General features: G+C 73.2%; 23 protein-coding genes. 9 read left to right on the top strand and 14 right to left on the bottom strand.

Going from position 1 to position 23,319, the window contains the following annotated elements:
- Window positions 1-19 precede the first annotated feature (19 nt).
- The gene (locus tag ABT154_RS04785; protein ID WP_351852813.1) at window positions 20-2,050 is read left to right on the top strand and encodes a thioredoxin domain-containing protein; all 2,031 of its coding nucleotides are present in this window, start codon (window positions 20-22) and stop codon (window positions 2,048-2,050) included.
- Between the two features lie 79 nt (window positions 2,051-2,129).
- Here the strand turns inward: ABT154_RS04785 and ABT154_RS04780 are convergent, their stop codons facing one another.
- Both ABT154_RS04780 and ABT154_RS04775 read right to left on the bottom strand, forming a co-directional pair.
- Entirely contained in the window at window positions 2,130-2,537 is a 408-nt protein-coding gene (locus ABT154_RS04780) for a rodlin (RefSeq protein ID WP_351852810.1), read from the bottom strand.
- Window positions 2,538-2,585: 48 nt separating this feature from the next.
- The gene (locus ABT154_RS04775) at window positions 2,586-3,002 is read right to left on the bottom strand and encodes an LCP family protein (protein WP_351852808.1); all 417 of its coding nucleotides are present in this window, start codon (window positions 3,000-3,002) and stop codon (window positions 2,586-2,588) included.
- Between the two features lie 315 nt (window positions 3,003-3,317).
- Here ABT154_RS04775 and ABT154_RS04770 point away from each other — a divergent pair, with 315 nt between their 5' ends.
- Window positions 3,318-3,524 (top strand): hypothetical protein, encoded by a 207-nt coding sequence (locus ABT154_RS04770; RefSeq protein ID WP_351852805.1) that lies wholly within the window; start codon window positions 3,318-3,320, stop codon window positions 3,522-3,524.
- 117 nt (window positions 3,525-3,641) lie between these two features.
- Here ABT154_RS04770 and ABT154_RS04765 read toward each other — a convergent pair whose 3' ends face one another.
- A complete protein-coding gene (locus tag ABT154_RS04765) occupies window positions 3,642-4,052 on the bottom strand; it encodes a rodlin (protein ID WP_351852803.1) in 411 nt (136 codons plus the stop codon).
- A 218-nt stretch (window positions 4,053-4,270) separates the two neighbouring features.
- On the opposite strand from ABT154_RS04765, the gene ABT154_RS04760 reads away from it, so the two are divergent.
- Window positions 4,271-4,684 (top strand): rodlin, encoded by a 414-nt coding sequence (locus tag ABT154_RS04760; RefSeq protein ID WP_351852800.1) that lies wholly within the window; start codon window positions 4,271-4,273, stop codon window positions 4,682-4,684.
- 169 nt (window positions 4,685-4,853) lie between these two features.
- Window positions 4,854-5,087 carry a chaplin gene (locus ABT154_RS04755; protein WP_351852799.1) on the top strand — a complete coding sequence of 78 codons (234 nt, stop codon included), beginning with the start codon at window positions 4,854-4,856 and terminating at the stop codon, window positions 5,085-5,087.
- Window positions 5,088-5,154: 67 nt separating this feature from the next.
- On the opposite strand, the gene ABT154_RS04750 is transcribed toward ABT154_RS04755, so the two are convergent.
- Entirely contained in the window at window positions 5,155-6,423 is a 1,269-nt protein-coding gene (locus ABT154_RS04750) for an FAD-dependent oxidoreductase (RefSeq protein ID WP_351852796.1), read from the bottom strand.
- Between the two features lie 14 nt (window positions 6,424-6,437).
- On the bottom strand, window positions 6,438-7,829 hold the full coding sequence (locus ABT154_RS04745) for a carboxylate--amine ligase (RefSeq protein WP_351852794.1): 1,392 nt from the start codon (window positions 7,827-7,829) through the stop codon (window positions 6,438-6,440).
- Between the two features lie 157 nt (window positions 7,830-7,986).
- Between ABT154_RS04745 and ABT154_RS04740 the strand changes: the two genes are divergently transcribed.
- On the top strand, window positions 7,987-9,588 hold the full coding sequence (locus tag ABT154_RS04740) for a glycoside hydrolase family 26 protein (protein WP_351852792.1): 1,602 nt from the start codon (window positions 7,987-7,989) through the stop codon (window positions 9,586-9,588).
- A 39-nt stretch (window positions 9,589-9,627) separates the two neighbouring features.
- Here the strand turns inward: ABT154_RS04740 and ABT154_RS04735 are convergent, their stop codons facing one another.
- The 9 genes from ABT154_RS04735 to ABT154_RS04695 form a co-directional block, all read right to left on the bottom strand.
- Window positions 9,628-10,770, bottom strand: coding sequence for a GNAT family N-acetyltransferase (locus ABT154_RS04735; RefSeq protein ID WP_351852790.1), 1,143 nt, complete (start codon window positions 10,768-10,770; stop codon window positions 9,628-9,630).
- Window positions 10,767-11,444, bottom strand: a complete 678-nt coding sequence (locus tag ABT154_RS04730) for a YveK family protein (protein WP_351852788.1) — start codon at window positions 11,442-11,444, stop codon at window positions 10,767-10,769. Before ABT154_RS04730 ends, ABT154_RS04735 begins: the two co-directional genes overlap by 4 nt.
- 13 nt (window positions 11,445-11,457) lie before the next feature.
- Entirely contained in the window at window positions 11,458-12,591 is a 1,134-nt protein-coding gene (locus ABT154_RS04725) for a glycosyltransferase (protein ID WP_351852785.1), read from the bottom strand.
- Window positions 12,588-13,391: a polysaccharide deacetylase family protein gene (locus tag ABT154_RS04720; protein WP_351852783.1), complete on the bottom strand. Its 804-nt coding sequence runs from the start codon at window positions 13,389-13,391 to the stop codon at window positions 12,588-12,590. The genes ABT154_RS04725 and ABT154_RS04720 overlap by 4 nt, the downstream gene beginning before the upstream one ends.
- Window positions 13,288-14,976, bottom strand: a complete 1,689-nt coding sequence (locus ABT154_RS04715) for a lipid II flippase MurJ (RefSeq protein ID WP_351853168.1) — start codon at window positions 14,974-14,976, stop codon at window positions 13,288-13,290. The genes ABT154_RS04720 and ABT154_RS04715 overlap by 104 nt, the downstream gene beginning before the upstream one ends.
- A 319-nt stretch (window positions 14,977-15,295) precedes the next feature.
- Window positions 15,296-16,609: an O-antigen ligase family protein gene (locus ABT154_RS04710; protein WP_351852780.1), complete on the bottom strand. Its 1,314-nt coding sequence runs from the start codon at window positions 16,607-16,609 to the stop codon at window positions 15,296-15,298.
- Between the two features lie 2 nt (window positions 16,610-16,611).
- On the bottom strand, window positions 16,612-18,063 hold the full coding sequence (locus ABT154_RS04705) for a sugar transferase (RefSeq protein ID WP_351852778.1): 1,452 nt from the start codon (window positions 18,061-18,063) through the stop codon (window positions 16,612-16,614).
- A complete protein-coding gene (locus ABT154_RS04700) occupies window positions 18,060-19,196 on the bottom strand; it encodes a glycosyltransferase (protein ID WP_351852776.1) in 1,137 nt (378 codons plus the stop codon). The genes ABT154_RS04705 and ABT154_RS04700 overlap by 4 nt, the downstream gene beginning before the upstream one ends.
- Before the next feature lies 1 nt (window position 19,197).
- Window positions 19,198-20,193: a DUF3344 domain-containing protein gene (locus ABT154_RS04695; protein WP_351852774.1), complete on the bottom strand. Its 996-nt coding sequence runs from the start codon at window positions 20,191-20,193 to the stop codon at window positions 19,198-19,200.
- Between the two features lie 442 nt (window positions 20,194-20,635).
- Here ABT154_RS04695 and ABT154_RS04690 point away from each other — a divergent pair, with 442 nt between their 5' ends.
- The 4 genes from ABT154_RS04690 (at window position 20,636) to ABT154_RS04675 (ending at window position 23,116) form a co-directional block, all read left to right on the top strand.
- Window positions 20,636-20,875, top strand: coding sequence for a chaplin (locus ABT154_RS04690; protein ID WP_351852772.1), 240 nt, complete (start codon window positions 20,636-20,638; stop codon window positions 20,873-20,875).
- A 445-nt stretch (window positions 20,876-21,320) separates the two neighbouring features.
- A complete protein-coding gene (locus ABT154_RS04685; protein ID WP_351852769.1) occupies window positions 21,321-21,602 on the top strand; it encodes a hypothetical protein in 282 nt (93 codons plus the stop codon).
- Window positions 21,603-21,835: 233 nt separating this feature from the next.
- Window positions 21,836-22,480 (top strand): hypothetical protein, encoded by a 645-nt coding sequence (locus ABT154_RS04680; RefSeq protein WP_351852767.1) that lies wholly within the window; start codon window positions 21,836-21,838, stop codon window positions 22,478-22,480.
- A gap of 159 nt (window positions 22,481-22,639) precedes the next feature.
- Window positions 22,640-23,116, top strand: a complete 477-nt coding sequence (locus ABT154_RS04675) for a hypothetical protein (RefSeq protein WP_351852765.1) — start codon at window positions 22,640-22,642, stop codon at window positions 23,114-23,116.
- Window positions 23,117-23,319 lie beyond the last annotated feature (203 nt).

Below are 23,319 nucleotides of genomic sequence, written 5' to 3'. Positions count from 1 at the left end.
GATGCGCAAGGATGGGGGTATGTCCAATCGACTCGCCCAGGCCACGTCCCCGTACCTCCTCCAGCACGCGGACAACCCCGTCGACTGGCGGCCATGGGAGGCCGGCGCGTTCGAAGAAGCCCGGCGGCGCGATGTCCCCGTGTTCTTGAGCGTCGGCTACAGCGCCTGCCACTGGTGCCATGTCATGGCGCACGAGTCGTTCGAGGACGACGGCACCGCCGCGTACATGAACGAGCACTTCGTGTCCGTCAAGGTGGACCGTGAGGAGCGGCCCGACGTGGACGCGGTCTACATGGAGGCGGTGCAGGCCGCGACCGGGCAGGGCGGCTGGCCCATGTCCGTGTTCATGACCCCCGACGGGGAGCCGTTCTACTTCGGCACCTACTTCCCACCCGAGGCTCGACATGGCATGGCGTCTTTCCGTCAGGTACTCGAAGGCGTGCACAGCGCCTGGACGAGCCGACGGGACGAGGTGGGAGAAGTCGCGGGGAAGATCACACGGGACCTTGCCGCGCGGGAGCTGAGCACCGGGGATGACGGGGTGCCCACCGAGGAATCCCAAGCCCTGGCCCTTCTCCAACTGACCCGGGACATCGACCCCGCGAGCGGCTGGTTCAAGGGCGACACCAAGTTCCCGCCGTCGATGGTGATCGAGTTCCTGTTGCGCCACCACGCGCGGGCCGGCTCCGTGGCCGCGCTGGAGATGGCGGATGGGCTGTGCGGCGCGATGGCCCGTTCGAGTCTGTACGACCAGGTGGGAGGCGGGTTCCACCGGTACGTGCTCACGCCGAAGGTCGGTGGACCTTTGGTACCGCACTTCGAGAAGATGCTGTACGACAACGCCCTGCTCTGCCGGGTGTACGCGCACCTGTGGAAGGCGACCGGCAGCGACCTCGCCCGCCGGGTCGCCCTGGAGACCGCCGACTTCCTGGTCCGCGAACTCCGCACCCCCGAGGGCGGGTTCGCCTCAGCGCTCGACGCGGACAGCGACGACGGCACGGGCAGGCACGTCGAGGGCGCCTTCTACGTGTGGACCCCGGAGCAGCTGGCCGAGGTCCTGGGCGCGGAGGACGCCGCCCTCGCCGCCGCCCACTACGGCGTCACCGGGGACGGCACCTTCGAGCACGGCAGCTCCGTGCTCCAGCTCCCGGAGGGGACCGGCCCGGCCGACGCCGACCGGACCGCCTCGATCGCGGCCCGCCTCCTCGCCGCCCGCGAGGAGCGCGAGCGCCCCGGCCGTGACGACAAGGTCGTCGCCGCCTGGAACGGCCTGGCGATCGCCGCCCTGGCCGAGACGGGCGCCCTCTTCGACCGCCCCGACCTCGTCGAGCGCGCCACGGAGGCCGCCGACCTGCTGGTACGGGTCCACATGGACGAGTCCGCCCGTCTCACCCGTACGTCCAGGGACGGCCGGGCCGGCACCAACGCGGGCGTCCTCGAGGACTACGCCGACGTCGCCGAGGGCTTCCTCGCCCTCGCCGCCGTCACCGGCGAGGGCGCCTGGCTGGAGTTCGCCGGCTTCCTCCTGGACCTGGTCCTCGACCGCTTCACCGCCGAGGGCGGCGCTCTGTACGACACCGCCCACGACGCCGAGGCGCTGATCCGCCGCCCGCAGGACCCCACGGACAACGCGGCCCCGTCCGGCTGGACGGCCGCCGCCGGAGCACTGCTCTCGTACGCCGCCCAGACCGGCTCGGAGCCCCATCGCGCCGCCGCCGAGGGCGCCCTCGGCGTCGTCAAGGCACTCGGCCCCCGCGCGCCCCGCTTCATCGGCTGGGGCCTGGCCGTCTCCGAGGCCCTCCTCGACGGGCCCCGGGAGATCGCCGTCGTGGGCACCCCCGGCGACGAGGCCTTCCGGGAGCTGCGCCGTACCGCGCTCCGGGCGACCGCCCCGGGCGCGGTGCTCGCCTTCGGCGCCCCCGACAGCGAGGAGTTCCCGCTGCTGAGGGACCGCCCGCTGGTGGCCGGTGCGCCCGCCGCGTACGTGTGCCGTCACTTCACCTGTGACGCGCCGGTCACCGACCCGGCCGAGCTGCGCCGGAAGATCTGAGGCCCGGGCCGGAACGGGGACGGCCCCGCGACCCCTCCGAGGAGGGGCCGCGGGGCCGCACCCGGCTGAGCGTCGTCGCTCAGCTGTTGCCCGCGCCGTTGCCGGACAGGACCGGGATGTCGTCCAGGATGTGCGACAGCGGCTCGTCGCCCTTGGCCTGGGTGGAGTTCTCGGTGCACTGCTGGTTCTGCGGGGAGGACAGCACGTTGACGTCCTGCACCGCGATCGGGACGAGGCCGATGAGCGAACCGGCGTTGACCTTGGCCGGCAGCCCGACGCACGGCTTGTTCAGGGAGCCCTGGACCAGCGCGAACTGCGGGCTCATGTTGCCGTAGGTGGCGGAGTTGCCGAACTCCTGGTGCGCACCGTTGCCGCTGAGCGAGGTGGTGCCACCGTCGTCGGCGATCGCGAGCGCCTGACCGGCACCCGCCGCCGTCGCGCCGAGGACCGACGCAGCCACAGCAGCCGTAGCCAACAGCTTCTTCATTGTTCAGGCCTTTCGGATTGTGGCTCGCTGAGTGCCGAGCCGTGCTGATCAACTGGTCGGAGGCCCGGAGGTTCCGCGATGTCCACCGGACGGACTACGGGCAGATGAGCGAAGACCCCGGCGTGGGCCGGTAGGCGCCCACCGGGATCTCGCTGGGCGCGACGGTGTCCGCGGGCGGCGGCGGCTCGTCCGCGCGCAGTCGCCCGAAGACCTCGGCAGCCAGGCGGGGCCGTCCAGGACGCTGTCGCGGAGCCGCTCCAGGGTATTCACCAGGAACTGCTGCTGCTTCTGGATCCGGCCGAAGTCCATCTGCCCGTCGGCCCGCCGCGACCGCACGTACCGCAGGGCCTCGCCGCCGTGGACGCGCTTGGTGCCGGGGGCCAGATCGATCCCGGTGACAGGGCCCTTGAGCGGCTTCTCCGTGCAGACGGGCACGCCGCCGTCGACCTGGTCGACGGTGTCCATGAAGCGACGGAAGTCGATCTCCAGATCCGGTGGACGGGCAGCCCGGTCATCGATTCCACGGTCTCCACGGCGAACGCGGAACCCCCTTCCGCTCAGGCGTTGTTGATCTTCGCGGGGTGGGCGGCGCGCAGCTCTCCGGTACGCCGGTCGCGGTGCCGGCCGGGGAAAAGGTGGTGAGCGAGTCGCGGGAATTTCATGTCCGCACGCCATTTCGAATGTGGTCGCACACAGGTACGCGACGCGACATGAACAGGACGAATCACTCTCCTGTGGTGCCTGTGTAATGATGCGGGAATCGCAGCGGAAGGAGCGAAGATGGCGCCGGATCCCGGTAAATGGGAACGGATGGCCTTCATTCCGAAGAGCCGATATGTGAGTGACCCGCCCCCGGCCGAACGCACACCGTTCCCGGTGTATTCGGCGCTGGTGACCCAATGGGCCCAGTCGGGGCGGACGGTGCCGGGGGTGCCGGACCGGGAATGGGAACGGCTGATGGCGACGCCGGTCTGGCCGACCTGGTAGCCGGGCGGCGAAGCGGCGGCACGGAGCACGGCACGGCGAAAGGGGCCGCCCCGGAGGGCGGCCCCTGACGTGTGACGTCGTCGCGCGCGAGCGCGGACGCCGGCAGGCGGTGGAACGTCAGTTGTTGCCGACGCCGTTGCCCGACAGGACCGGGATGTCGTCCAGGATGTGCGACAGCGGCTCGTCGCCCTTGGCCTGGGTGGAGTTCTCGGTGCACTGCTGGTTCTGCGGGGAGGACAGCACGTTGATGTCCTGGACGCTGATCGGGATGGCACCGATGAGCGAACCGGCGTTGACCTTGGCCGGCAGGCCGATGCACGGCTTGTTCAGGGAGCCCTGGACCAGCGCGAACTGGGGGCTCATGTTGCCGTACGTGGCGGAGTTGCCGTACTCCTGGTGCGCACCGTTGCCGCTGAGCGAGGTGGTGCCGCCGTCGTTGCTGATGGCGAGCGCGGGGGAGGCCACGGCGGCGGTGGCGCCGACGATGGAGACGGCCGCGGCCGCGGTGGCCATAACCTTCTTGATCACGGGAGTTCCCTTCTAGAACCGGCTCCGTGCAGGGAGCGACCTGATCAACTGGCGCCGGACGCAAGGGTTCCGCTGTGTCACTCCGTTGGCGGAGCGCGCGCGGCAGCGCGAAACACGGTCCCAGTCGAACGGGTGAAGCGCCGGAACCAAAGTCCGTCCCCGCAGTTGATCCCGTCGCATCAATCAGGTCGATTGGTGGGAACAGGAACGGAATCACCGTGATCAAGAAGATTATGGCGGCTGCGGCTGTTACGGCCTCTGTTGTCGGCGCTTCTGCTGCGGCGGCCTCCCCGGCGCTCGCCATCGCCGACGACGGCGGCACGACCTCGCTCAGCGGCAACGGCGCCCACACCGCGTTCGGCAACTCGAAGACCGCGGGCGACATGAGCCCCCAGTTCTCGGCCGTCCAGGGCTCGCTGAACAAGCTCTGCCTCGGCGCTCCGGTCAAGGGCAACGTCGGCTCGGTCGTCGGTGTCCTCGTCCCGGTCGCGGTGCAGGACGTCAACGTCCTCTCCTCCCCGCAGAACCAGCAGTGCGCCGAGAACTCCACCCAGGCCAAGGGCGACGAGCCGCTGTCGCACCTCGTCGAGGACATCCCGGTGCTCTCCGGCAACGGTGCCTTCAACGGCTGATCCGCAGCGCGCGACTTGGGCCGGAAGGGAACCCTCGTGTTCTCTTCCGGCCCAAGTCGTGCGTGCAACGGAGTGAACGAGCAGAATTCGACGTTCTTCCGGTTTCCTTTGTGTGGGATGTTCGTTGTGTTCTCTGAACGTGTTCCGCCACCGAAAGGATGCAGACGAAATGAACTGTAAGAAGGCTGCTGCCGTCGTCGCCGGAATCATCATGGCCATGGGCGCAGCGTCCCCCGCCTTCGCCGACGCGGGCGCGGAGGGTGTCGCGGTCGGTTCGCCGGGCGTCCTCTCCGGCAACGTCGTCCAGATCCCGATCCACACGCAGATCAACGCCTGTGGCAACAGCATCAACGTCATCGGTCTGCTCAACCCGGCCTTCGGCAACACCTGCATCAACGCCTGAGTCCTCTGCGGCACACAGGCACGGGGCCGGCCCCGGAGAGCATCCGCTCTCCGGGGCCGGCCCTGCGTCATGCCGAGACCGGCGCCCTCCCGCCCGTACGCGGCCGGCCCACCGCGCCGCCGCCCCGGGCCCCCGCGCGCAGCCGCTGCCGCACCCCGCGCACCAGACGCTCCGCCGTGTACTCGGCGCCGAGGACGAACCGCATCGAGGGCCCGTACGACGGGGCGGTGAGCAGTCCGGCGAGGAAGAGGCCGGGCCACGAGGACTCGAAGAGCCCGCCGACCTCCGGGGCGCCGCCCGCGCCGACCGTCCGCAGCGCGCCGCGCAGCGTCGGGGAGAGCATGTGCGCCCGGTCCAGGGCGGGGGTGAAACCGGTGGCCGCGATCACGTGGTCGGTCTCCAGGACCGTCGTACCGCCCGGACCGGTCACATCGAGTCGCAGCCGCTCGTCCCCGGTCACCGCCGCCGCGGTGATCCGCTGCCCCAGGCGTACGTCCCCGACCGCCACGAAGCGCTCACGGAGCCACCAGGCGCCCGCCGGGCCGAGCGCCGAGTCGAAGATCCGCTCGCGGGCGGTGGCCGGGAGGCGCCGGAAGATGCCCGGGGCGTCGGCGTAGAGCCTGTTCCGCCAGCCGCAGCCGAGTCCCGTGTGCGGGGCGCGCAGCGTGGGCCAGAGGCCGCGGTCGAGCGCCGGGGGCAGGGTGTTCCAGTTCAGCCGGTCCGCGCGCGCGACGATCCTGACCGTGCCCGCGCCCCGCTCCACGAGGAGCGCGGCCGTCTCCAGGGCCGCCTGGCCCGCGCCGACGACCGTGACGTCCCGCCCGGCGAAGCGGTCCAGTGCGCCGTGGTGGCTGGAGTGGGTGACGTACCGCCGGTCCAGGCCGCGCAGCGGACCCGGCACCTCCATGAAGGGCAGGACGCCGACGGCGAGCGCCACCGTCCGGGTGCGGAGGGGTTCGCCGTCCTCGGTGAGCAGCGCGAAGCCGTCGGCGGTGGGGGTGACCGAGCCGATCAGCCGCTCGTCGAGGGCGGGCACGGCCTGCCGGGCGAACCAGTCGCCGTACGAGGCGAAGAAGTCCACCGGGAGCGGCACCCCGTGCTCGGCGCGCACGCCGCGCGCGGCGGCGTACGCGTCGAGCCCGTACGCCCCCTCCGGGTCGGAGAGGTGCGAGGCCCAGGGCTCCGACTTCAGGAACATGCCCGGGGGCATCGCGTGCCAGGACTCCATCGAGCGGCCGAAGGTCCGCAGGCGCAGCCCGTGGGAGGCCGCGTGTGCGGCCACGGACAGGCCGTAGGGTCCGGCCCCGACGACCACCAGGTCGTACGTGTTCGACATCGTGCCTTCCGCCTTCATCGTGGGGTGAGCTGCTGGGAGGAGCTGCGGGCCGGTGGTGCCGAGGGCGGCGCCGGCGGTCCGGTCCGGCCGGAGCCCAGGACGCCGCGCAGCACGGACAGCCCCTTGCGCAGCAGGTGGGCGAGCCAGGCGCGGCCCATGGCGAGCGCCGGCGCCGGGTCGTCGGCCGCCCACCAGGCGTACTCGGTCCGGCGCGCGGCCCCGGGCTCGGTCGCGTACCGGCGGCGCGGCGAGGCCAGCACCGAGAGCGCCGTGTAGTTCTCGACGACGAACCGGCGCCCGTACGCGGGGGAGTGCGGCGGTACGGGACGGCCGGTGAGGTCCAGATGGAGGGCGCGGACCACGTCCAGGCCGGAGGGGTCGGCGAAGAGCCGGAACTGCGCGCCGGGCCGGGGGTTGAAGTCGAGCAGGTGGTACGCGCCCGTGGACCGGTCGAGCCGGAAGTCCAGGTCGCACACGCCCCGGTAGCCCAGCGCGTCGAGCAGGTCGCGGGCCGTGCGGTCCAGGGCCGGGTTCACCGTCCAGCGGCCGACGGCGGTGAGCCCGGCGCCGTCCGGCCAGGAACGCTCCTTGCGGCCGGTCGCCCCCGTCGCACAGCGGCCCGCCGAGTCCACGTACCCGTGGAAGAACCAGTCGAGGTCCCGGCCGGCCGGAAGCAGCTCCTGGAGCAGCAGCCGGCTGCCGGCCTCCGGGGTGCGGGCGTACAGCTCCCGGACCTCGGCCAGCGACCGCACGATCGAGGTGCTGCGGAGCCCGGCGCCCGCCGGCAGCAGCCAGGGCCGGCTCCACTTGGCCACCACCGGAAGCCCGATCGACCAGGCCATGGCGGCGGCCTCGTCGGCGCCGGCGGGGAGTTCGGTACGGGGATGGGGCAGCCCCAGGTCCGCGCAGGTCCCGGCGAGCGAGGCCTTGTCGGCGACGCGCAACAGCTGTTCCTCGCTCTGCTCGGGCAGCAGGAACCGGGGGGAGAGGTCGGCGCGGCGGCGGGCCAGCGCGAGGGCGCTGACGTCGTCGAGCGGGAGGACGAGCAGGGGAGGTGACGGTGCGTCGGGGGCGCCGTCGCCGGGTGCGTCCGTCCTGTCTCCCGTCCCGCCGGCCGTTCTGCCGTCCGTCCGACCGCGCGTCCGACCGTCCGTCAGTTCGTCGGCGATCCGGTGGAGGAGGGCGACCAGCTCCCCGGGGGGGTCCGTCGCGCGGCGGGCGCGGACCGAGTGGACATGGCGGGAGCGGGCGACCGGACTGGTGGTCGATTCGATGACGGCGTGCACCGGAATTCCCGCCCGGCCCAATGAGCGCGCTGCTCCGAGAGTGCCGTGATGGAAGGGGTTCGGATCGAGCCGCACAAGGACGGTGGGGACGCTGGTGTCGAAACGCTGACTGCGCGGCACGGCATGCCCTTCCTCTCGGGTGCCCCAACTGGGCGATCAAATCATCTAATGGACTACTGATCAGAGGGAAGCCGAGTTCACGGTCGGCTCATTAGGAATACTTTCGGAGTATCAGATTGACGGATCATCAAAAGACGTTCGAAGTGAGGGAGTGGCCATGGGAGCTGCACACCGGAGAACAGTGAGAGCGTGGCTGGGGGTTTTCACCGCCGGTCTTCTCGCCACGGGTTCAGTCGTGCTGTCGTCCCCCGCCCGCGCCGCCGAGTCCGTCACGACGGGCGATCCCGGGCCGTCGCTCTCCGGCGCCATGGGTGCCTTCCTCGATTCGGGCGCGCTCGGGGTCGCCCGTATCGAGGCCCTCCAGCAGTGGCTCGGTGGCCGTGAGCTGCGCGTCGGCCACACCTACCTTCCGGGCGACCTCTGGAAGAACATCGAGGGACCCCCCGGCTTCCTCGACGCCTGGGCGGACTGGCGCAACGAGAAGTCCGACCGCATGTTGGTGCTCAACGTGCCCATGCTGGAGCGCAACGAGGCCGGGGTCTCCGACGCCGAGGTCCGCCGGCAGCTCCGGCTCGGCGCCGCCGGCTACTACGACCACCACTTCAGGACGCTCGCCCGGCGCCTCGTCGGGCTCCGGGCCGCCGACACCGTCGTCGTCCTCGGCTGGGAGATGAACGGCACCACCTACACCCACCGGTGCGGGCCCGACCCCACCGCGTGGAAGAAGTACTGGAACCGGATCGTCGCCGCGATGCGCTCGGTACCCGGCCAGGAGTTCCGCTTCGACTTCAATCCGAGCCGCGGGCTCGACGCCGTTCCGTGGACCGAGTGCTACCCGGGTGACGACGTCGTCGACATCATCGGAATGGACTCGTACGACCAGCCCTCGGGTTCCCGTTTCGACCAGCACGTCAGTGAGCCGTACGGGCTCCAGAAGCAGGTCGATTTCGCCGCCGAGCACGGAAAGCAGATCTCGTATCCCGAATGGGGTCTCTTCCGGAACGGGGACAATCCCGCATACGTGCGGCGCATGCTCGAATGGATGAAACTGCACAAGCCTCTCTACCACACGATCACCGATTACTGCCCGCACGGCGTCTGGCAGTGCGACGACAATCCCCGGTCCTCGGCGACGTTCCGCCAGATGCTGTACGGCACGGAACCGGGAGTCCCGACACAGCCGACGGATCCGACCGATCCGACGGATCCGACCGATCCGACGGATCCGACGTGGCCGACGGATCCGACGTGGCCGACGGATCCGACGTGGCCGTCGGATCCGACGTGGCCGACGGACCCGACGTGGCCGACGGACCCGACATGGCCGACGGACCCGACGGACCCGACGATTCCGGAACCGAAGCCTGAGCCGAAGCCGGAACCGAAGCCTGAGCCCAAGCCGGAGCCCAAGCCGGAACCAAAGCCTGAGCCCAAGCCGGAGCCCAAGCCGGAGCCCAAGCCTGAGCCCAAGCCGGAGCCCAAGCCTGAGCCCAAGCCGGAACCGAAGCCGGAACCGAAGCCGGAACCGAAGCCTGAGCCCAAGCCGGAACCGAAGCCGGAACCGAAGCCCGAGCCCCAGCCGGAGCCGGAGCCGGAGCCGGAGCCGAAGCCCGAACCCAAGCCCTCCTGCTGGACCGTGAACCTCGGTTCATGGGTCGAGAGTTGGATCGGCGGGCCGGTCTGTGTCCCCAAGGACTCCTGGAAGGACAAGGTCGACCTCGACTGGAAGGACTCGCTGAAGGGCGTCTGGCCCTTCTGACCGGTCCGTACCGGTGGTCGTGCGCGGCGGCGGCGGGACTCATCCGCCGCCGCCGCGCGGCGTCCGCCCCGGCAGCCGGCCGAGCGCCCGCCCCACCCAGGGGCGCTCGCGCGCCTGCCGGGCCGCCCAGCGGCGCGCGTCGGCGGCGCCCGCCCGCAGCCACAGCAGCGGGGCCGTACCGCGCCCCGTGAGCATCAGCCGCTGGTTGCCCACGGTCTCGGGCCGCCAGTGGTGCTTGTACGCCTCGGTGCCCCGCAGCATGCTCAGCGTGGCCCGCCCGCCCGCGCTGGTCTCCCCGGCGCCGTGCCGCAGCAGCATCGTCGCCACGTCGACCTTGCGGGCGCGCAGCGCGGGATCGGCGCCGTACAGATAGCCGCCCGCGAGCCGGGGGGACATCAGGGTCAGGTCGGCGGCCACCACGTCCCCGGCGAGCCGGAACTCCGTGACCATCGCGTCCCCGCGCTCCACCATCGGACGCACGGCACGGGTGAGGTGCGCGGCGAAGCGTTCGCTGGTGTGCTCGGCGGTCACCCCCCGCCCCTGCCACTGGAGCTGATGGAGCCTCAGGAGGCGGTCGAGGGCGGCGGGCACCTCCGCCCCGCCGACGACGTGCGCGTCGATCCCGAGCGCGTCCAGCTTCCGCAGCTTGGCCCGGACCCGCTGCGCCTTCCCGGAGGGGATGCGTTCGAGGAGCCCCTCCATGGGTACGGCGGGCAGTTCCAGGCACAGCGAGTCGGGCAGCCGCCTGCGCGGGCCCCGCCAGCGGGCGAAGACCTGCTCGACGGCCGCCCCCGGCCGTACCTCCCGCAGGTCGACCACCGCGCCCCGGGCGGCCCTGGCGATGCCCCGGGCCAGCGCGGGCGCCGCCTCCGGGCAGTCGTCGTCGACGAGCACGTCCGTGAAGTCGGTGATCGTGCCGCCGAGCTGGGTGAGGACGGGCAGCGGCCCCCGGGCCCGCATCAGGGGCGCGGCGGCGACGAGTGCGCCGTCGGCGCCCCGTACGAGCACCACCCGCAGCGCGCCGGGCCTGCCGTACGAGAGCCACCAGGAGTGCAGCCAGGCGTGGGACTGGAAGGGGGTGGCGGTGGAGCAGCGCCCGTACAGCGCCGTCCACTCGGCCGCCAGGCGCCCGAACCCTTCCTCGTCACGGCAGATCCCGGTGCTCAGCGATCTCGGGGTCACACCGCCTCCGGCTGGTGCGCGGCGGTGGCCGGGGCGGGCACGGCGGCGGACCCGGCCGGGGCGGCCGTCTGCCGGGAGTGGCGGGCCTCGCCGCGCGAGGCGGCGCGCTTCGGGCGGACCAGCAGGGCGAGACCGCCGAGGAGGCCACCCGCGCAGGCGCCGACGAGCGCGGAGAGCGGCGCCGAGGGGGAGACGGGGGCGATCGGCTTCGTGGCCCGGGAGAACTGGACGACCTTCACGCCCGTGCTGCCCGCGACGTGCGAGCTGTTGAGGACGAGCGCGCGGGCCACCCCGTCGGCCATCGACACGGCCTTCGAGGGCTGTTCCGACTGGGCGGTGACGGAGATCATCGGCGCGTCCGGGGAGGTCGCCGCCTGCACGCTCCGGCGCAGGGTGTCGGCGGTGACCCCGGCCCACACCTGGGCGTCGCCGGTCACCGCGATGTCGGTGGCGACCCGCCCGTACGCCTGCGCGAAGCCGAGCGCCGCCGCCGGGTCGGACTTCCCGGCCGGTACGACGATGACATAGCTGGTCGCCGCGTACCGCGGGGTCTTCAGGGCCCCGTATCCGCCGCCGAGCGCCGCCCCGGCGAGGACGGCGGCGGGCAGGACCGCCCAGCGGCCTGGCCTGCGCAGGGCGGCGGGGAGGGAGGTGCGGGGTGGGGTGGTGTTCATCGGTCGGGCTCTCTCAGTTCGCGGGGGAGGGGGTGCCGTGGACGGCCTGGTCGTAGAGGGACATCAACTGGCCGGCGCTGTGCGCGATGTCGTAGCGGCGGGCCGCCGCCGGCAGCGGGAGGCGGGCGAGCCGGGCGTCCCGGATGCCGCGCAGCGCGGAGACCAGCTCGGGCACGGACCCGCCGATCCGGCGCGCGCCCGGGGCGGCGTCCGGTGCCAGGTCGTCGATCGCCGGGCAGGCCACGTACAGCACGGGCAGTCCGGCGGCGAGGGCCTCGACGACGGCGAGCCCGAAGGTCTCGTCGGGGGAGGTGGACACGAACACGTCCATGGCGGCCAGCAGTTCCGGCAGTGAAGGGCCCGTGGAGGAGGCGGTCGGCGGGTCCTCGCAGGCGCCGGTCAGCAGCACCCGGTCGGCGGCCCCGCAGGCGTGGGCCGTCCGCAGCAGCTCCTCGCGCCGCTCGCCCTCGCCGACGAGCAGCAGCCGGGCCTCCGGGACCTCGGCCACCGCCCGGACGAGCCGGTCGAAGCGCTTCCCCGGCGTCAGCCGCCCCACCCCGCCGACGACATGGGCGTCCTCGGGGAGCCCGAGGGCCTCCCGGGTGCGGCGGCGGGCGCGGGCGTCGAAGGCGAAGCGGCCCGTCTCGATGCCGTTGGGGACGACCCGGATGCGCTGCGGGGGCACTCCCCAGTCGGCGAGCCGGCGCGCCACGCTGGGCGAGACGGCGACCGTGGAGGTGCCGAGCCGCTCGGACGCCAGATACAGGGCGCGGGTCCCCGCGGAGAGCGGACGGCCCTCGATCTGCGTCTCGCCGAGGGAGTGCTCGGTGGCGATGACCCGCCGCACCCCGGCCAGCCGGGCCGCCGTCCTGCCGTACACGCACGCCCGGTACAGATGGGTGTGGACGAGGTCGTAGCGGCCCTGCCGGACGATCCGCGCGAGCCGCGGCAGCGCGCCGAGGTCGCGGTTCCCGGTCATGCCCAGATGGGTGACGGGGGTGCCGTCCGCCTCGATGCCCGCGGCGACGGCCCCGGGGTTGGTCAGGGTGACGACGTCGCTCCGCACCGGCAGGTGCCGCAGCAGCAGCCGCAGCTGCTGCTCGGCGCCACCGATGCCGAGCCCGGTGATGACGTGCAGCACCTTCACGGCGCACCGACCACGGCGGGGCCGTACGGCGCGGGCGTCAGATCGGCGGGGTGGCGGCGGCGCAGCGGGTGCAGGACGCGCTTGGCGGCGAGCCGCCAGGGGGTGTCGTCCTCGCCGATGTGGACCCGGGGCAGGGCGTACGCGCCGGTGTACGGGCCCGGGTCGATCGCGCAGGCGTAGCGGTAGCCGGCCTTGCGGACGGCGCGGATCACGCGCGCGTCGACCTGCCCGTACGGGTAGCAGAAGCCGTCCACGGGGCCGCCGGTCATCTCCTCCAGGAGTTCGCGGCTGCGCCCGGTCTCGGCGGCGAGCGCCGCGTCGTCCGCCTCGGTGAGCGGGACGTGGGTGAGCCCGTGCGAGCCGATCTCCATGCCGGCGCCGGCGATCCGCAGGATGCCGTCCTCGGTGAGCAGCGACTTGCGCGGCCCGGCCGTGTCCCAGCCGTTCTCCCCGCCGAGCCGCCCCGGCAGGACGTACACCGTCGCCGTGAAGCCGTGCCGGCGCAGCAGCGGCAGCGCCGAGTCGACGAAGTCCGCGTACCCGTCGTCGAAGGTCAGGCCCACGAGCCCCCGGGCGCGCCCCTCGGCGGTGGCGGCGAGCAGTTCCCGCACCGAGACCCCGCGCAGTCCCCGGTCGGCCATCCAGTGCAGTTGCCGGGCGAAGCGCACTGGGGAGACGGTCACCCGGTACGGGTCGTCAGCGGTGTCCGTGATCGAGTGGTACATCGCCACCCACAGGGGCGGTTTCACCCACAGGGGCGGCTTCGGCAGCAGACGGCGCAGCGCGGTGGCGGCGGGCATGGGCGGTCCTCCGGTAGGCGGAGCGGGGCAGGGGCGGAATCTCGGGCGCCTTGGCGGCGCAGGCGATGAAGAGCAGGAAGACACCGATGACGACCAGGCCCGCGACGGTGACGGCGAGGAACGCGGGGCCGATCGCGATCGAGCAGAGCCAGCCGGCGCCGGCGGCCCAGGCGCCCGCCGCGGCGAGCCGCAGCAGACCCTCGCCGAGCCGGTCGACGTGCACCGGGACGGACTGGCGGCGCGCGCCGCGCAGCAGCAGCACCGCGGCGACGGTGATGCCGAGGGCGTTGGCGGCGGCGATGCCGACCGCGCCCCAGTGGTGCGCGGCGGGAACGCCGGCGGCGGCCGTGGTGGCGAGCCCGGCGGCCATGGCGGCGGCCGGGTACCAGAGCGGCCGGGCGGCGGAGAAGTAGCAGCGGACGAGGGCGCCGACCATGGTCTGGCCGAGCAGGCCGAGGGCGTACACCCGCATGACGGCGGCGGTCGCCACCGTGTCGCTGCGGCCGAACTCGCCGCGCTCGAAAAGCAGTTCGACGATACGGGGGGCGGCGGCGATCACCGTCGACGCGCCGACGAGCACGACGACGGCGGCCAGCAGCAGATCCCGCTCGACCCGGCGGCGGGCCGCCTCCGTGTCGCCCGCCGCGAGCGCGCGGGCCACCATCGGGAAGCTGACCGTGCACAGCATCAGCGAGAGGATCATCGGCATCTGCGCGACCTTCTGCGCGTAGTTCAGATGCGAGATGGCACCGGCGGGCAGCGGCGAGGCGAGGAAGCGCTCGATCAGGGTCTGCGACTGGCGGCAGAGCGAGAAGGCGACGACGGGCGCGATGAGCCCCAGGACCAGGACGCGGCCCTCGCCCACGCCGCCGCCGGACGCGGGCGCCTCGGACTCCCGTACCGGCAGCGGACGGGCGCGCAGCTCGCGCAGCAGCGAGGGCAGCTGTACGAGCACCATCAGGACCCCGCCGACCGCGACCCCGGCGGCGGCGGAGCGCACCCCCAGCGGTTCGCGCAGCACGAGTACGGTGCCGATGATGCCCGCGTTGTACGCCACGTAGATCGCGGCCGGCGGCAGGAAGCAGCCGTGCGCGCGCAGCGCCGCCGAGCAGTAGCCGACCAGCGAGAAGGTCAGCACACAGGTGCCGGTCAGCCGGGTGCAGTCGACCGCGAGCGCCGGATCGGGCAGCCCGGGCGCGAGGACCGGGACGAGCAGCGGGGCGGCGGCGACGAGGAGCGCGGAGACGACACCGAGGACGAGGACGATCCGGGGGAGCGTGCCGCGCACCAGGGCCCGCACCGGGTCGCCGAACGGGCTGTGCGCACGGCGGGCCAGCGCCCGGGAGAACGCGGGCACCAGGATCAGCGCCATGGCGTCCTCGATGAGCAGCGTCGAGGCGAACTCGGGGACCGTCCACGCCACCAGGAACGCGTCGGTCTCGGCCCCGGCGCCGAAGTACCCGGCCAGGATCTGGTCCCGTACGAGCCCGAGCAGCGCCCCGACGGCGGTGAGCCCGGCGGTCACGGCGGCGGCCCTGGCGAGGAACCCCCGCCCCTCGGACGCCCCGCCACGGGCGGGCCGCACGCGCGCGTGGGCGCGGCGGCCGGAAGGACGGGAGGAGGCGGGCGGGGACGGGGGAGCGGCGGCGGTTCCGGAAGACGTACGGGTGTCGGTCGCGCACCCCGAAGACGTACGGGTTCCGGTCGCGTGGAGTTCGCGTACGGCCGCTCCCGACCCCGGCCCCGGCAGCACGACGGCCTCCGGGGTCCACGGGGAGTCCGTGGGGCCCGGAGGCGTGGTCGGCCAGGGGTCGGTGAGCGGGGTGCCGCAGGGCGGACGGGCCGGGGGGCGCGGTTCGCCGGCCCGCGGCGTGTCCGTGGGCTCGGGCTCCCCGGCCCACGGGTCACGCACGCCTGACCTCCGCCAGCGCCCACCAGGCCGCGAGGCCCAGCACGACGGACAGGAGGACCGTCGAGGGGCCGCCGATGTCCGCGTAGAAGAAGTCGATGAGCTGCCAGACGAGCAGGCCCGTGGCGACGAGCGCGCAGTCCGCGCCCAGCCGGTGCCGCCGCAGCGCGCCGACCAGCAGCGCCACCCAGCTGCCCGCGAGGGCCAGCAGCCCGAACAGGCCCTGCTCGCTCAGCACCAGGAGGTACATGTTGTGCGGGGACAGCAGCGGCTGCCGCTGGAAGGCGGCGCCCGCGCCCGCCGTGTCGCTGCCCGAGGACAGCGCGAGCGAGGCGTTCGAGTCGCGGTGGGCGGGGAAGCCCTTGAGGCCGACGCCCGTGACCGGCTCCGCCCGCCACATCCGCCCGGCCGCCGCCCACATCGTGTACCGGTCGGTGACCGACTGGTCCGGCGCCGCCGCCACCTGAGTGATGCTGGTGACCCGCTCCTTCACCATCGACGAACCGATGCCGAGACCGCCGACCAGGACCACCCCGAGCGCACCGGCGGCCAGCGCCACCCGGGCCGCCCGCCGGGGCCCCGACAGCAGCAGCTGCAGGCCGCAGGCGAGGACGGTCGCGATCCACGCGCCCCGGCTGAAGGAGAGGACCAGCGGCACGAGGAGCAGCGCCGCGCAGCCGAGGGCCGCCGTCCGCGTCCGGCCCGGCCCGCTGCCGAGCGCGATGCCGGTGACGACGACGAGGCCGTACGCCACGACGGTCGCCATGCCCATCACATCGGTCGGCCCGAAGGTGCCGACGGCCCGGACGTCCTCGCCCTGGTAGGAGGCGCCGGTGCCGGTCAGGTACTGGCCGACGCCGACCGCGCCCTGGAGCAGCGCGAGTCCGACCAGGCCCCAGGCGACCACCGCGAAGTCCCGCCGGTCGCGGATCATCAGCAGGACGGCCGCCGGCACGAGGACGAAGATCTGCACGTAGCGGGCGACGCCCGGCAGGCTCGCCGCCGGGTCGTTCGAGGTGATCGCGGCCAGGCAGATCCCGAGGACCGGCAGGCCGAGGACGACGGCGGCCGTCCGGGTCAGCGGCCGGGCGCCGCCGCGCAGCACCCGGACCAGGCAGATGAGGACCAGCAGCCCGGAGGCCGCGTCGGCGACCGTTCCCGTACCGCCGGTGCCGCCCTGGGCCCCGCCCCCGCCGGGGACGAGCAGGAGCGCGACCACGGCCAGGACCGGGGAGAGCGCCCCGGCCCGGCGGGCCCAGTCGCGTACGTCGTACGGGGCGAGCGCCGGCCCGGTCACGGCCGTGGCCATCCTCAGCTCCCCGCGGGTCGGAGGAGCCCGGCCGCCGTACGCAGCAGGATGCAGACGTCCTGCCAGAGCGACCAGTGTTCGATGTAGTGGTTGTCGAAGCGGCAGCGGTCCTCGATCGAGGTGTCGCCGCGCAGCCCGTGCACCTGCGCCAGACCGGTCAGGCCCACCGGCATCCGGTGGCGGGCCGCGTAACCGGCGTGGATCTTGCTGAACTGGGCGACGAAGTGCGGGCGTTCGGGCCGGGGCCCGACCAGGCTCATGTCGCCGCGCAGCACGTTCCACAGCTGCGGGAGCTCGTCGAGCGAGGTCTTCCGCAGGAAGTTCCCGGCCGCGCTCATCCGCCGGTCGCCCGCCACGTTCCAGCGGGTCGCCGACTCGGTGTCGTCGGAGGGGCGCAGCGTACGGAACTTCAACAGCGTGAAGGGGCGCCCGTGCTGGCCGACCCGCTCCTGCCGGAACAGGACGCCGGGGCCGTCGGAGAGGCGTACGGCGAGTGCGCAGAGCAGCAGCACCGGCAGCGCGAGCGCCAGCGCCGGCGCGGTGAACACGAGGTCGAGCGCGCGCTTGGCGGTCCGCCCGCGCCGCTGCTCCAGCGGGACGATCCGGTGCCAGGCGTGGCCCCACATGTGCTCGCCCATCGGCCCGTCCTGGTGCCGTCCGCCCGCCCGCCAGGTGGTGCAGCCGTAGTTCTGGAAGAGGGCCACGAGTCCCGGGTCGTCGTCGAGGAACACCGCGTCGCGCACGGTGTTCTGGATGACGGCCCGGTGGATCTCCTCGGTCGTGGCGAGCACCGGGAGCCCGGCCTCCCCGCCCGGCCGGGGAAGGCCGCCCTGCTCGGGCACGCCGACGATGCCGACCGGCCGCATCCCGTACTCCGGGTGCTGGACGGCCGAGGCGGCGAACCGGCGCGCGGCCCCCGCACCGCCGACGACGAGCGCCGAGCGCGGGTGGGCCCGCGCGATCCGGCGGCGCCGGGCGAGCAGCAGGGCCCTGACCAGGACCGTGACACCGACATGGACGCCGTAGGCGGCGCAGAGCCGCAGCGGCCCGATGGCCAGGGCGGGGGAGTACGCGGCTGCGCCGGCCGCCGCCAGGCACCACACCACGCCGGCCCGGGAGGCGAGGGCGGGCAGTTCGTCGAGGGCCCGGGTGTGCGCGGCCGGCCGGTAGAGCCCGGCGTGCCCGTCGAGGACCAGGACGAGCGCCAGGACCGGCAGCAGCAGCCGCGCGTCTTGGTGGGCCGCACCGAGGAGCATGGCGCCGGTGAGGACGGCCAGACCGTCGACGGCCGCGAGCGGGGCCACGCCGGAGCGTGGCCGGACACGGCGGTGGCGCGGCAGCGCGAGCCGGTGGGTCGTGCCGCTGGGCGGCGCGAGGGAGGCGAGGCCGAGGGCCTGGCCCGCCGTGGGCCAGGGGCCCGGCGAGGAGGGGACGCTGGTGCTTTCCGTGGTCACTGCGCAATCGGCTCTCTGTGCTCGGTGCCCCGCACTCCGGTCAGTTCGCGGTAGACCTCCGCGACGGCAGCGCCGGTGCGCCGGACATCGAATCTGCTGAGTACGTGCTCGTGGGCCTCGCGGCCCAGGCGGTGCCGCAGCTCCGGCCGGCCGAGGAGGCGGCCGAGAGCGGTGGCGAGCGCGGCCGGGTCCTCGGGCGGGACCAGGCACTGGGGTTCATGGGCGGGCGGCAGGCTCTCGCGGGCCCCGTCGACATCGCTGACGACGACCGGCCGGCCGGCCGCCATGGCCTCCAGGGGCGCGAGCGCCATGCCCTCCCAGCGGGACGGCAGGACGACCACGTCGGCGGCCCGGTACCAGGGGGCGGTGTCGTCGACGGCCCCGGTGAAGCGCACCGAGGGGCCGGCGGCGGCGCGCAGCCGCTCGCCGTCGGGTCCTTCGCCGACGAGGACGAGCCGGGCCGTGGGCACTTCGGCGAGTACGGCGGGCCAGGCGGCGAGCAGCACGTCCTGTCCCTTCTGGCGGCAGAGCCGGCCCACGCAGACGACGGTGGGCGCGGGATTGCCGGGAGGCCCGTCGGTCGCGAACCGGGCGACGTCCACACCGTTGTGCGCGACGGACCAGGCCGCCGTGACGCCGGCGGCCTCGCCGGTACGCCGCTCGGCTTCGCTCACGCAGAGGATCCGGTGCGCCCAGCGGGCGCCGAACCGCTCCCAGCGGCGGGCGAGCGCGGCGGTCGTTCCCTCGACCGCCTCGAACGACCAGGCGTGCGGCTGGTACACCGTCGGAATCCGTCCCCGCAGGGCGAGTCGGGCGCAGAGCCCGGCCTTGGCGCTGTGCGCGTGGACGAGTCCGGGCCGGACCGTGCGGATCAGCCGGGCCAGGTCACCGGTCTCGCGGACGAGGCCGGGCCCGGGGTTCCGGCCGGCCCGCCAGTCGTGGGTCTCGGCGCCCTCGGCGCGGACGGCGGCGGACAGGGAGGTGCCGGGCGGGCAGGCGACGGCGACCCGGAGGCCGGCGGCGCGCTGGGCGCGGACCAGGTCGACGACGACGCGGGCGACCCCGCCGTCGCCGGGCTGGACCGCGTGCAGGACGGTGACGGACGCGGGGTCCGATTCTCGTGGAGGCCGCACGTCAGCGCCGGACGTCCGCCTGGAAGAAGAGCGCACCGAGCCAGACGGTGTCCTTCCGGCTGCCGAACCGGACATGGACACGGTCGGCCCCGTCGCGCAGTGCCCCCCGCAGGTCGAAGATGTCGGAGTCGTACCCCATGGTGTTCGTACGATCGGGAGAACGGACCGTACGGGCGGCACCGAATTCGGTGATGCTGGAGTTCATCACGTCGTCCGCGGAATTGGCGGAATCGGCGAGCCGGGTGCTCTTCGTGCGGCTCGTGCGTACCGCCAGGTAATCACCGGTAGTACCGCGGTCGCCGTCATAGGCGATCACCCCGAGCCGCCCGGCGGCGGCCTTGGCGTAACGGTTCGCGTCGAGCGGGACGCGCAACTCGCCGGTCCTGGGACCGACCGTTTCGAATCCGTCCCAGACACCGATCCTGCGCAGCGGTTCCGAAGCCTTCTCGTACGCGGCGACCAGCGTCCAGCCGCCCCAGCCGCCGACCTTCGAGCGGCCCATGGCGACATTCACCTGGGCGACGGTCCACTGGCCCGGACGGGCGGAGCGGACCAGGTCGGTGACGTCGGCGGAGGCCTGGAAGGCGTCGGCGCCCTCGGCCGCGCGGTGGCCGATGAGGGTGTCGGCGAGCAGCGCCTTGTACCGTCCGCCGGGCTCGGCGATCAGCACCCGCCCGTTGTCCTTCGGGGGCTTCTGCTCGCCCACCCGCAGGTTGCCGCCCCAGTAGAGACGGGCCCAGCTGACCCGGGCGCCCGCCGGCACGGCGAGCTCGGCGCGGCTGGAGTTGTACGTGTTGGGGTCGTCGTCCACGTCGACGTACGCGATGGTGGCGCCGTCGTTGACCGACTCGGTGCCCTTCGCCCCCCGGGCCGAGGAGTTGGCGGCGCGCACGACCCCACCGTGCTGCACGGCCTGGTAGCGGGCGGCGAAGGGGACGCGGCTCGCCTCCCGGGGCTGGGGGGCCGCGGCGGAGGCGACCGGCAGCGCGGCGGACAACGCCGCACACGACAGGGCGCACAACACGCTGCGACGCACAGCAAGAACCGCTGAATTCCGCATACAGGTTCTCCGCTTTGATGAGAGAAGGAAGGGAAGACCCGAGAACGCCGGGAGAGGGGAAGGTGTCGTCCGCACGAAATGGGTGAACGCGCGGCGGGCCCGGAAGCAACGTTCGGGAACGTTATAACCCCGGCGCGGGGCGATAGTACGCATTAGATGCCTGGAAATGCTAACTCCCCTATCCACGGGGCCGGTTCCTCGTTGAGCGTGTTGCGCCATTCCACGCCCGGTCCCTCCCATGGCCCTCCTATGGCCCAAAGATCGGTTGAACGTCACCCGTTCGGGAGAGCAACCGATGAAAAGCCGGGGCGTTGTTGAGGGGGTCGGGCCGAACAGTCCGCGCAGTCCGCGTTGAATTTCGATCGAGGAGCACTTCCCCATGTCCCGTATCGCCAAGGCCGTTGTCCTGACCGTGGGTGCCGCCGCCGCGGTCGCCGGTGCCGCCGGTGCCGCCGCCGCCGACGCCGGTGCCGAGGCCGCGGCCGTGAAGTCCCCCGGTGTCGCCTCCGGCAACGTCGTCCAGGTCCCGGTGCACATCCCGGTCAACCTCTGCGGCAACACGGTCAGCGTGATCGGTCTGCTGAACCCGGCCTTCGGCAACACCTGCGTCAACGCCTGATCTGGCACGCCTGATCGGTCCTTCCGAAGCCGGTGCGCCCCCATGGGGCGGGCGCACCGGCTTTCTCCTTGCCGGGACTGGTGGGGTACTCGTTCGGGTGCACCGTCGTGCGCCGTTCGGTGCAACGGCGTACGCCCCTTCGGGGGGCAGGCCGGGAGGGTGGATTCACTCGAACGGGGGGTGTGGCGCTCCGTAGTCCCTCGGTCGCGCAGGGCTATACCCGCAGGCACCGCGAGAGAGCGGTTGTCCGACGCACAAGGAAAAGGAACACGCGTGCGGTCGGCAAATAGCACCGGCCCCATCGATCGGGTGCAGTGTCGAGAAATCCCTCCTCCCGGAGTTTCCGGGGAGCGCACCTCTCGTTACAGAAGCAGAACAAAGCGCGGGATTCGGTCAAGAAGCCTGTGCCGTACGTGACTTGAAGTACAGAGGAAGGACTCTCCCCATGAAGCCCACCAAGGTCGCCGCGGTCTTCGCCGGTTCGCTGATGGCGCTGGGTGCCGCCGCCCCCGCCATGGCCACGGAGGCACTCACCCCCACCAGCCTCAACGGTGGTCTGGAGGCGATCGCCGCCAACGGGCTGAAGTCGGACGTGCTGAGCAGCACCACGGACGGTTCGCCGGTGAAGACCGTCACGGACGCCACCACCCAGCTGAACCAGACCGCCAAGGGCGCCCCGCTGCTCGGTGGCCTCCCGGTCCCCGGCGGCCTGCCGCTCGGCGGCTGACGTCCTCTCAGCACAACTGCTCCTGCGGGCACTTACGGCACCTTTCGGGTGACCGTTCCTCACGGTCGGCTGATCGAATGATTTTCTGATCAGCTGCCGTGTTGCCCCCGCGATGGCGGATGTGCCCGCCCATACCCTCTGGCCAGTCCCACGCGAACGTCTGCGTGGAACAGGCCGGGCGGAGCGAGGGGGGATCCTCGCCGGCCTCTCCCTTTGTCCAGAGGAAGAGCGGTATGCGGTCGATCACCAGCAGGAAAGTACTCACCGCGGCGGCAGCGACGGGCATCCTGTCGCTGAGCGGCGGATTCGCCCTGGCCGCGAACTCCCACCCGGCCACGGGCGACGGGCCCGGCTCCGCTTCCGCTGGTCACGCACGGGCCCAGCTGCCCGCGGACGTCTGCGGCACGGGCATGGACCTCGGCGAGTTCGTCACCGCGGCCGTCGGCGACCTCTGCGCCCACGCGGAGGAACCCGGCGGTTACGGCGACGAACCGGGTGAACCGACGCATCCGCCGACGACGCCTCCGACGCATCCTCCGACCACTCCGCCCACCACGCCGCCGACGCATCCGCCGACGACGCCTCCCACGCACCCGCCGACCACTCCGCCCACCACGCCGCCGACGACGCCTCCCACGCACCCGCCGACGACTCCTCCGACCCACCCGGGCGAGCCCGACTGCGAGACTCCCGCCCCCGGCGAGGAGCCGGAGCCCGGCTGCGAGCCGACCAGCACGCCCAGCGTCCCCGGGCACCCGCACCTCCCCGACACCGGTAGCGACCCCGCGCTCTGGGGCGCGGCGGCGATCAGTGCCGCGCTGATCATCGGCGGCACCGTCGTCCGCCTCCGCGGCGGCCGGATCGCCCGCCGCCACTGACCTCGTACGGCCCCGGCCGACGAAGCGTCAACCGAGGCCCTCACCGTCACCGGTGAGGGCCTCGCCCGTTGCTGCACACGGGGGAGTTCCGCCACGTTCCACCGAAGGTCTCGTTGTCAGAACATGAATCTGCGCTCTCACGCCGGCATGGGACTCCTCATGACCGCACTTGCCTCCGCCGCCCTGGTCTCCACGGCCGCGGCCGTCGAGGCGCCGGTGATCATCCCCCTCCAGGGCCTCGATCCGGTGCTTCCGATGGATGCCCCCACGGTGGCCACCGGCGTCCCGGTGCCGATGCCCGGCGCGCCGACCGGTTTCCAGAAGGGCGTCGGTTCGCTGCCCGACGTCGCGCTGCCCAGCGTGCCGCTCACCGGCACCCTTCCCGCGACGGTGGTCGACGCCCCGCTGCCCGAGCTCCTGAGGGACAGCGAGCCCGGCCATGCCCTGTTCGCCACCCCGTACTCGGAGATGGCGGCGGCCACCCCGGGCGCCGTCCTCGGCACCCCGGTGACCGCGCCCACGGGCAACGGCCTCGCCGGACTGCCGGACCTCGCGAAGCCCCGGGTCGGCCTGCTCCCCCCGATGGTCAGCGGCGCCCTGGACTCCCAGCTCGGCCTGGCCCCCGGGGCGCACTGACCCCGACAGGAGTTATTCGGTCATTCGTACTGATCGGAACCAGGCGAGTGAAGACACGATTCTTCCCCGCCACCCCAAGGGATTTCGTTCGTTGCACGGGAAGGCTTGTCGCATGGCCGCGGCCCGCGGTCCGACGTCGCTCCGCCGTATCCGGCGGCGGGGGCGAAATCGGACCGCGGGCCATTCTTTTCGGGTTTTCCTCT

Origin of the sequence: Streptomyces sp. NPDC001728 (genome assembly GCF_040297565.1) — a bacterium.
GTDB lineage: Bacteria > Actinomycetota > Actinomycetes > Streptomycetales > Streptomycetaceae > Streptomyces.
The sequence above is the reverse complement of the archived record's forward strand: the minus strand, read 5'-3'. Positions and strand labels throughout refer to the sequence as shown.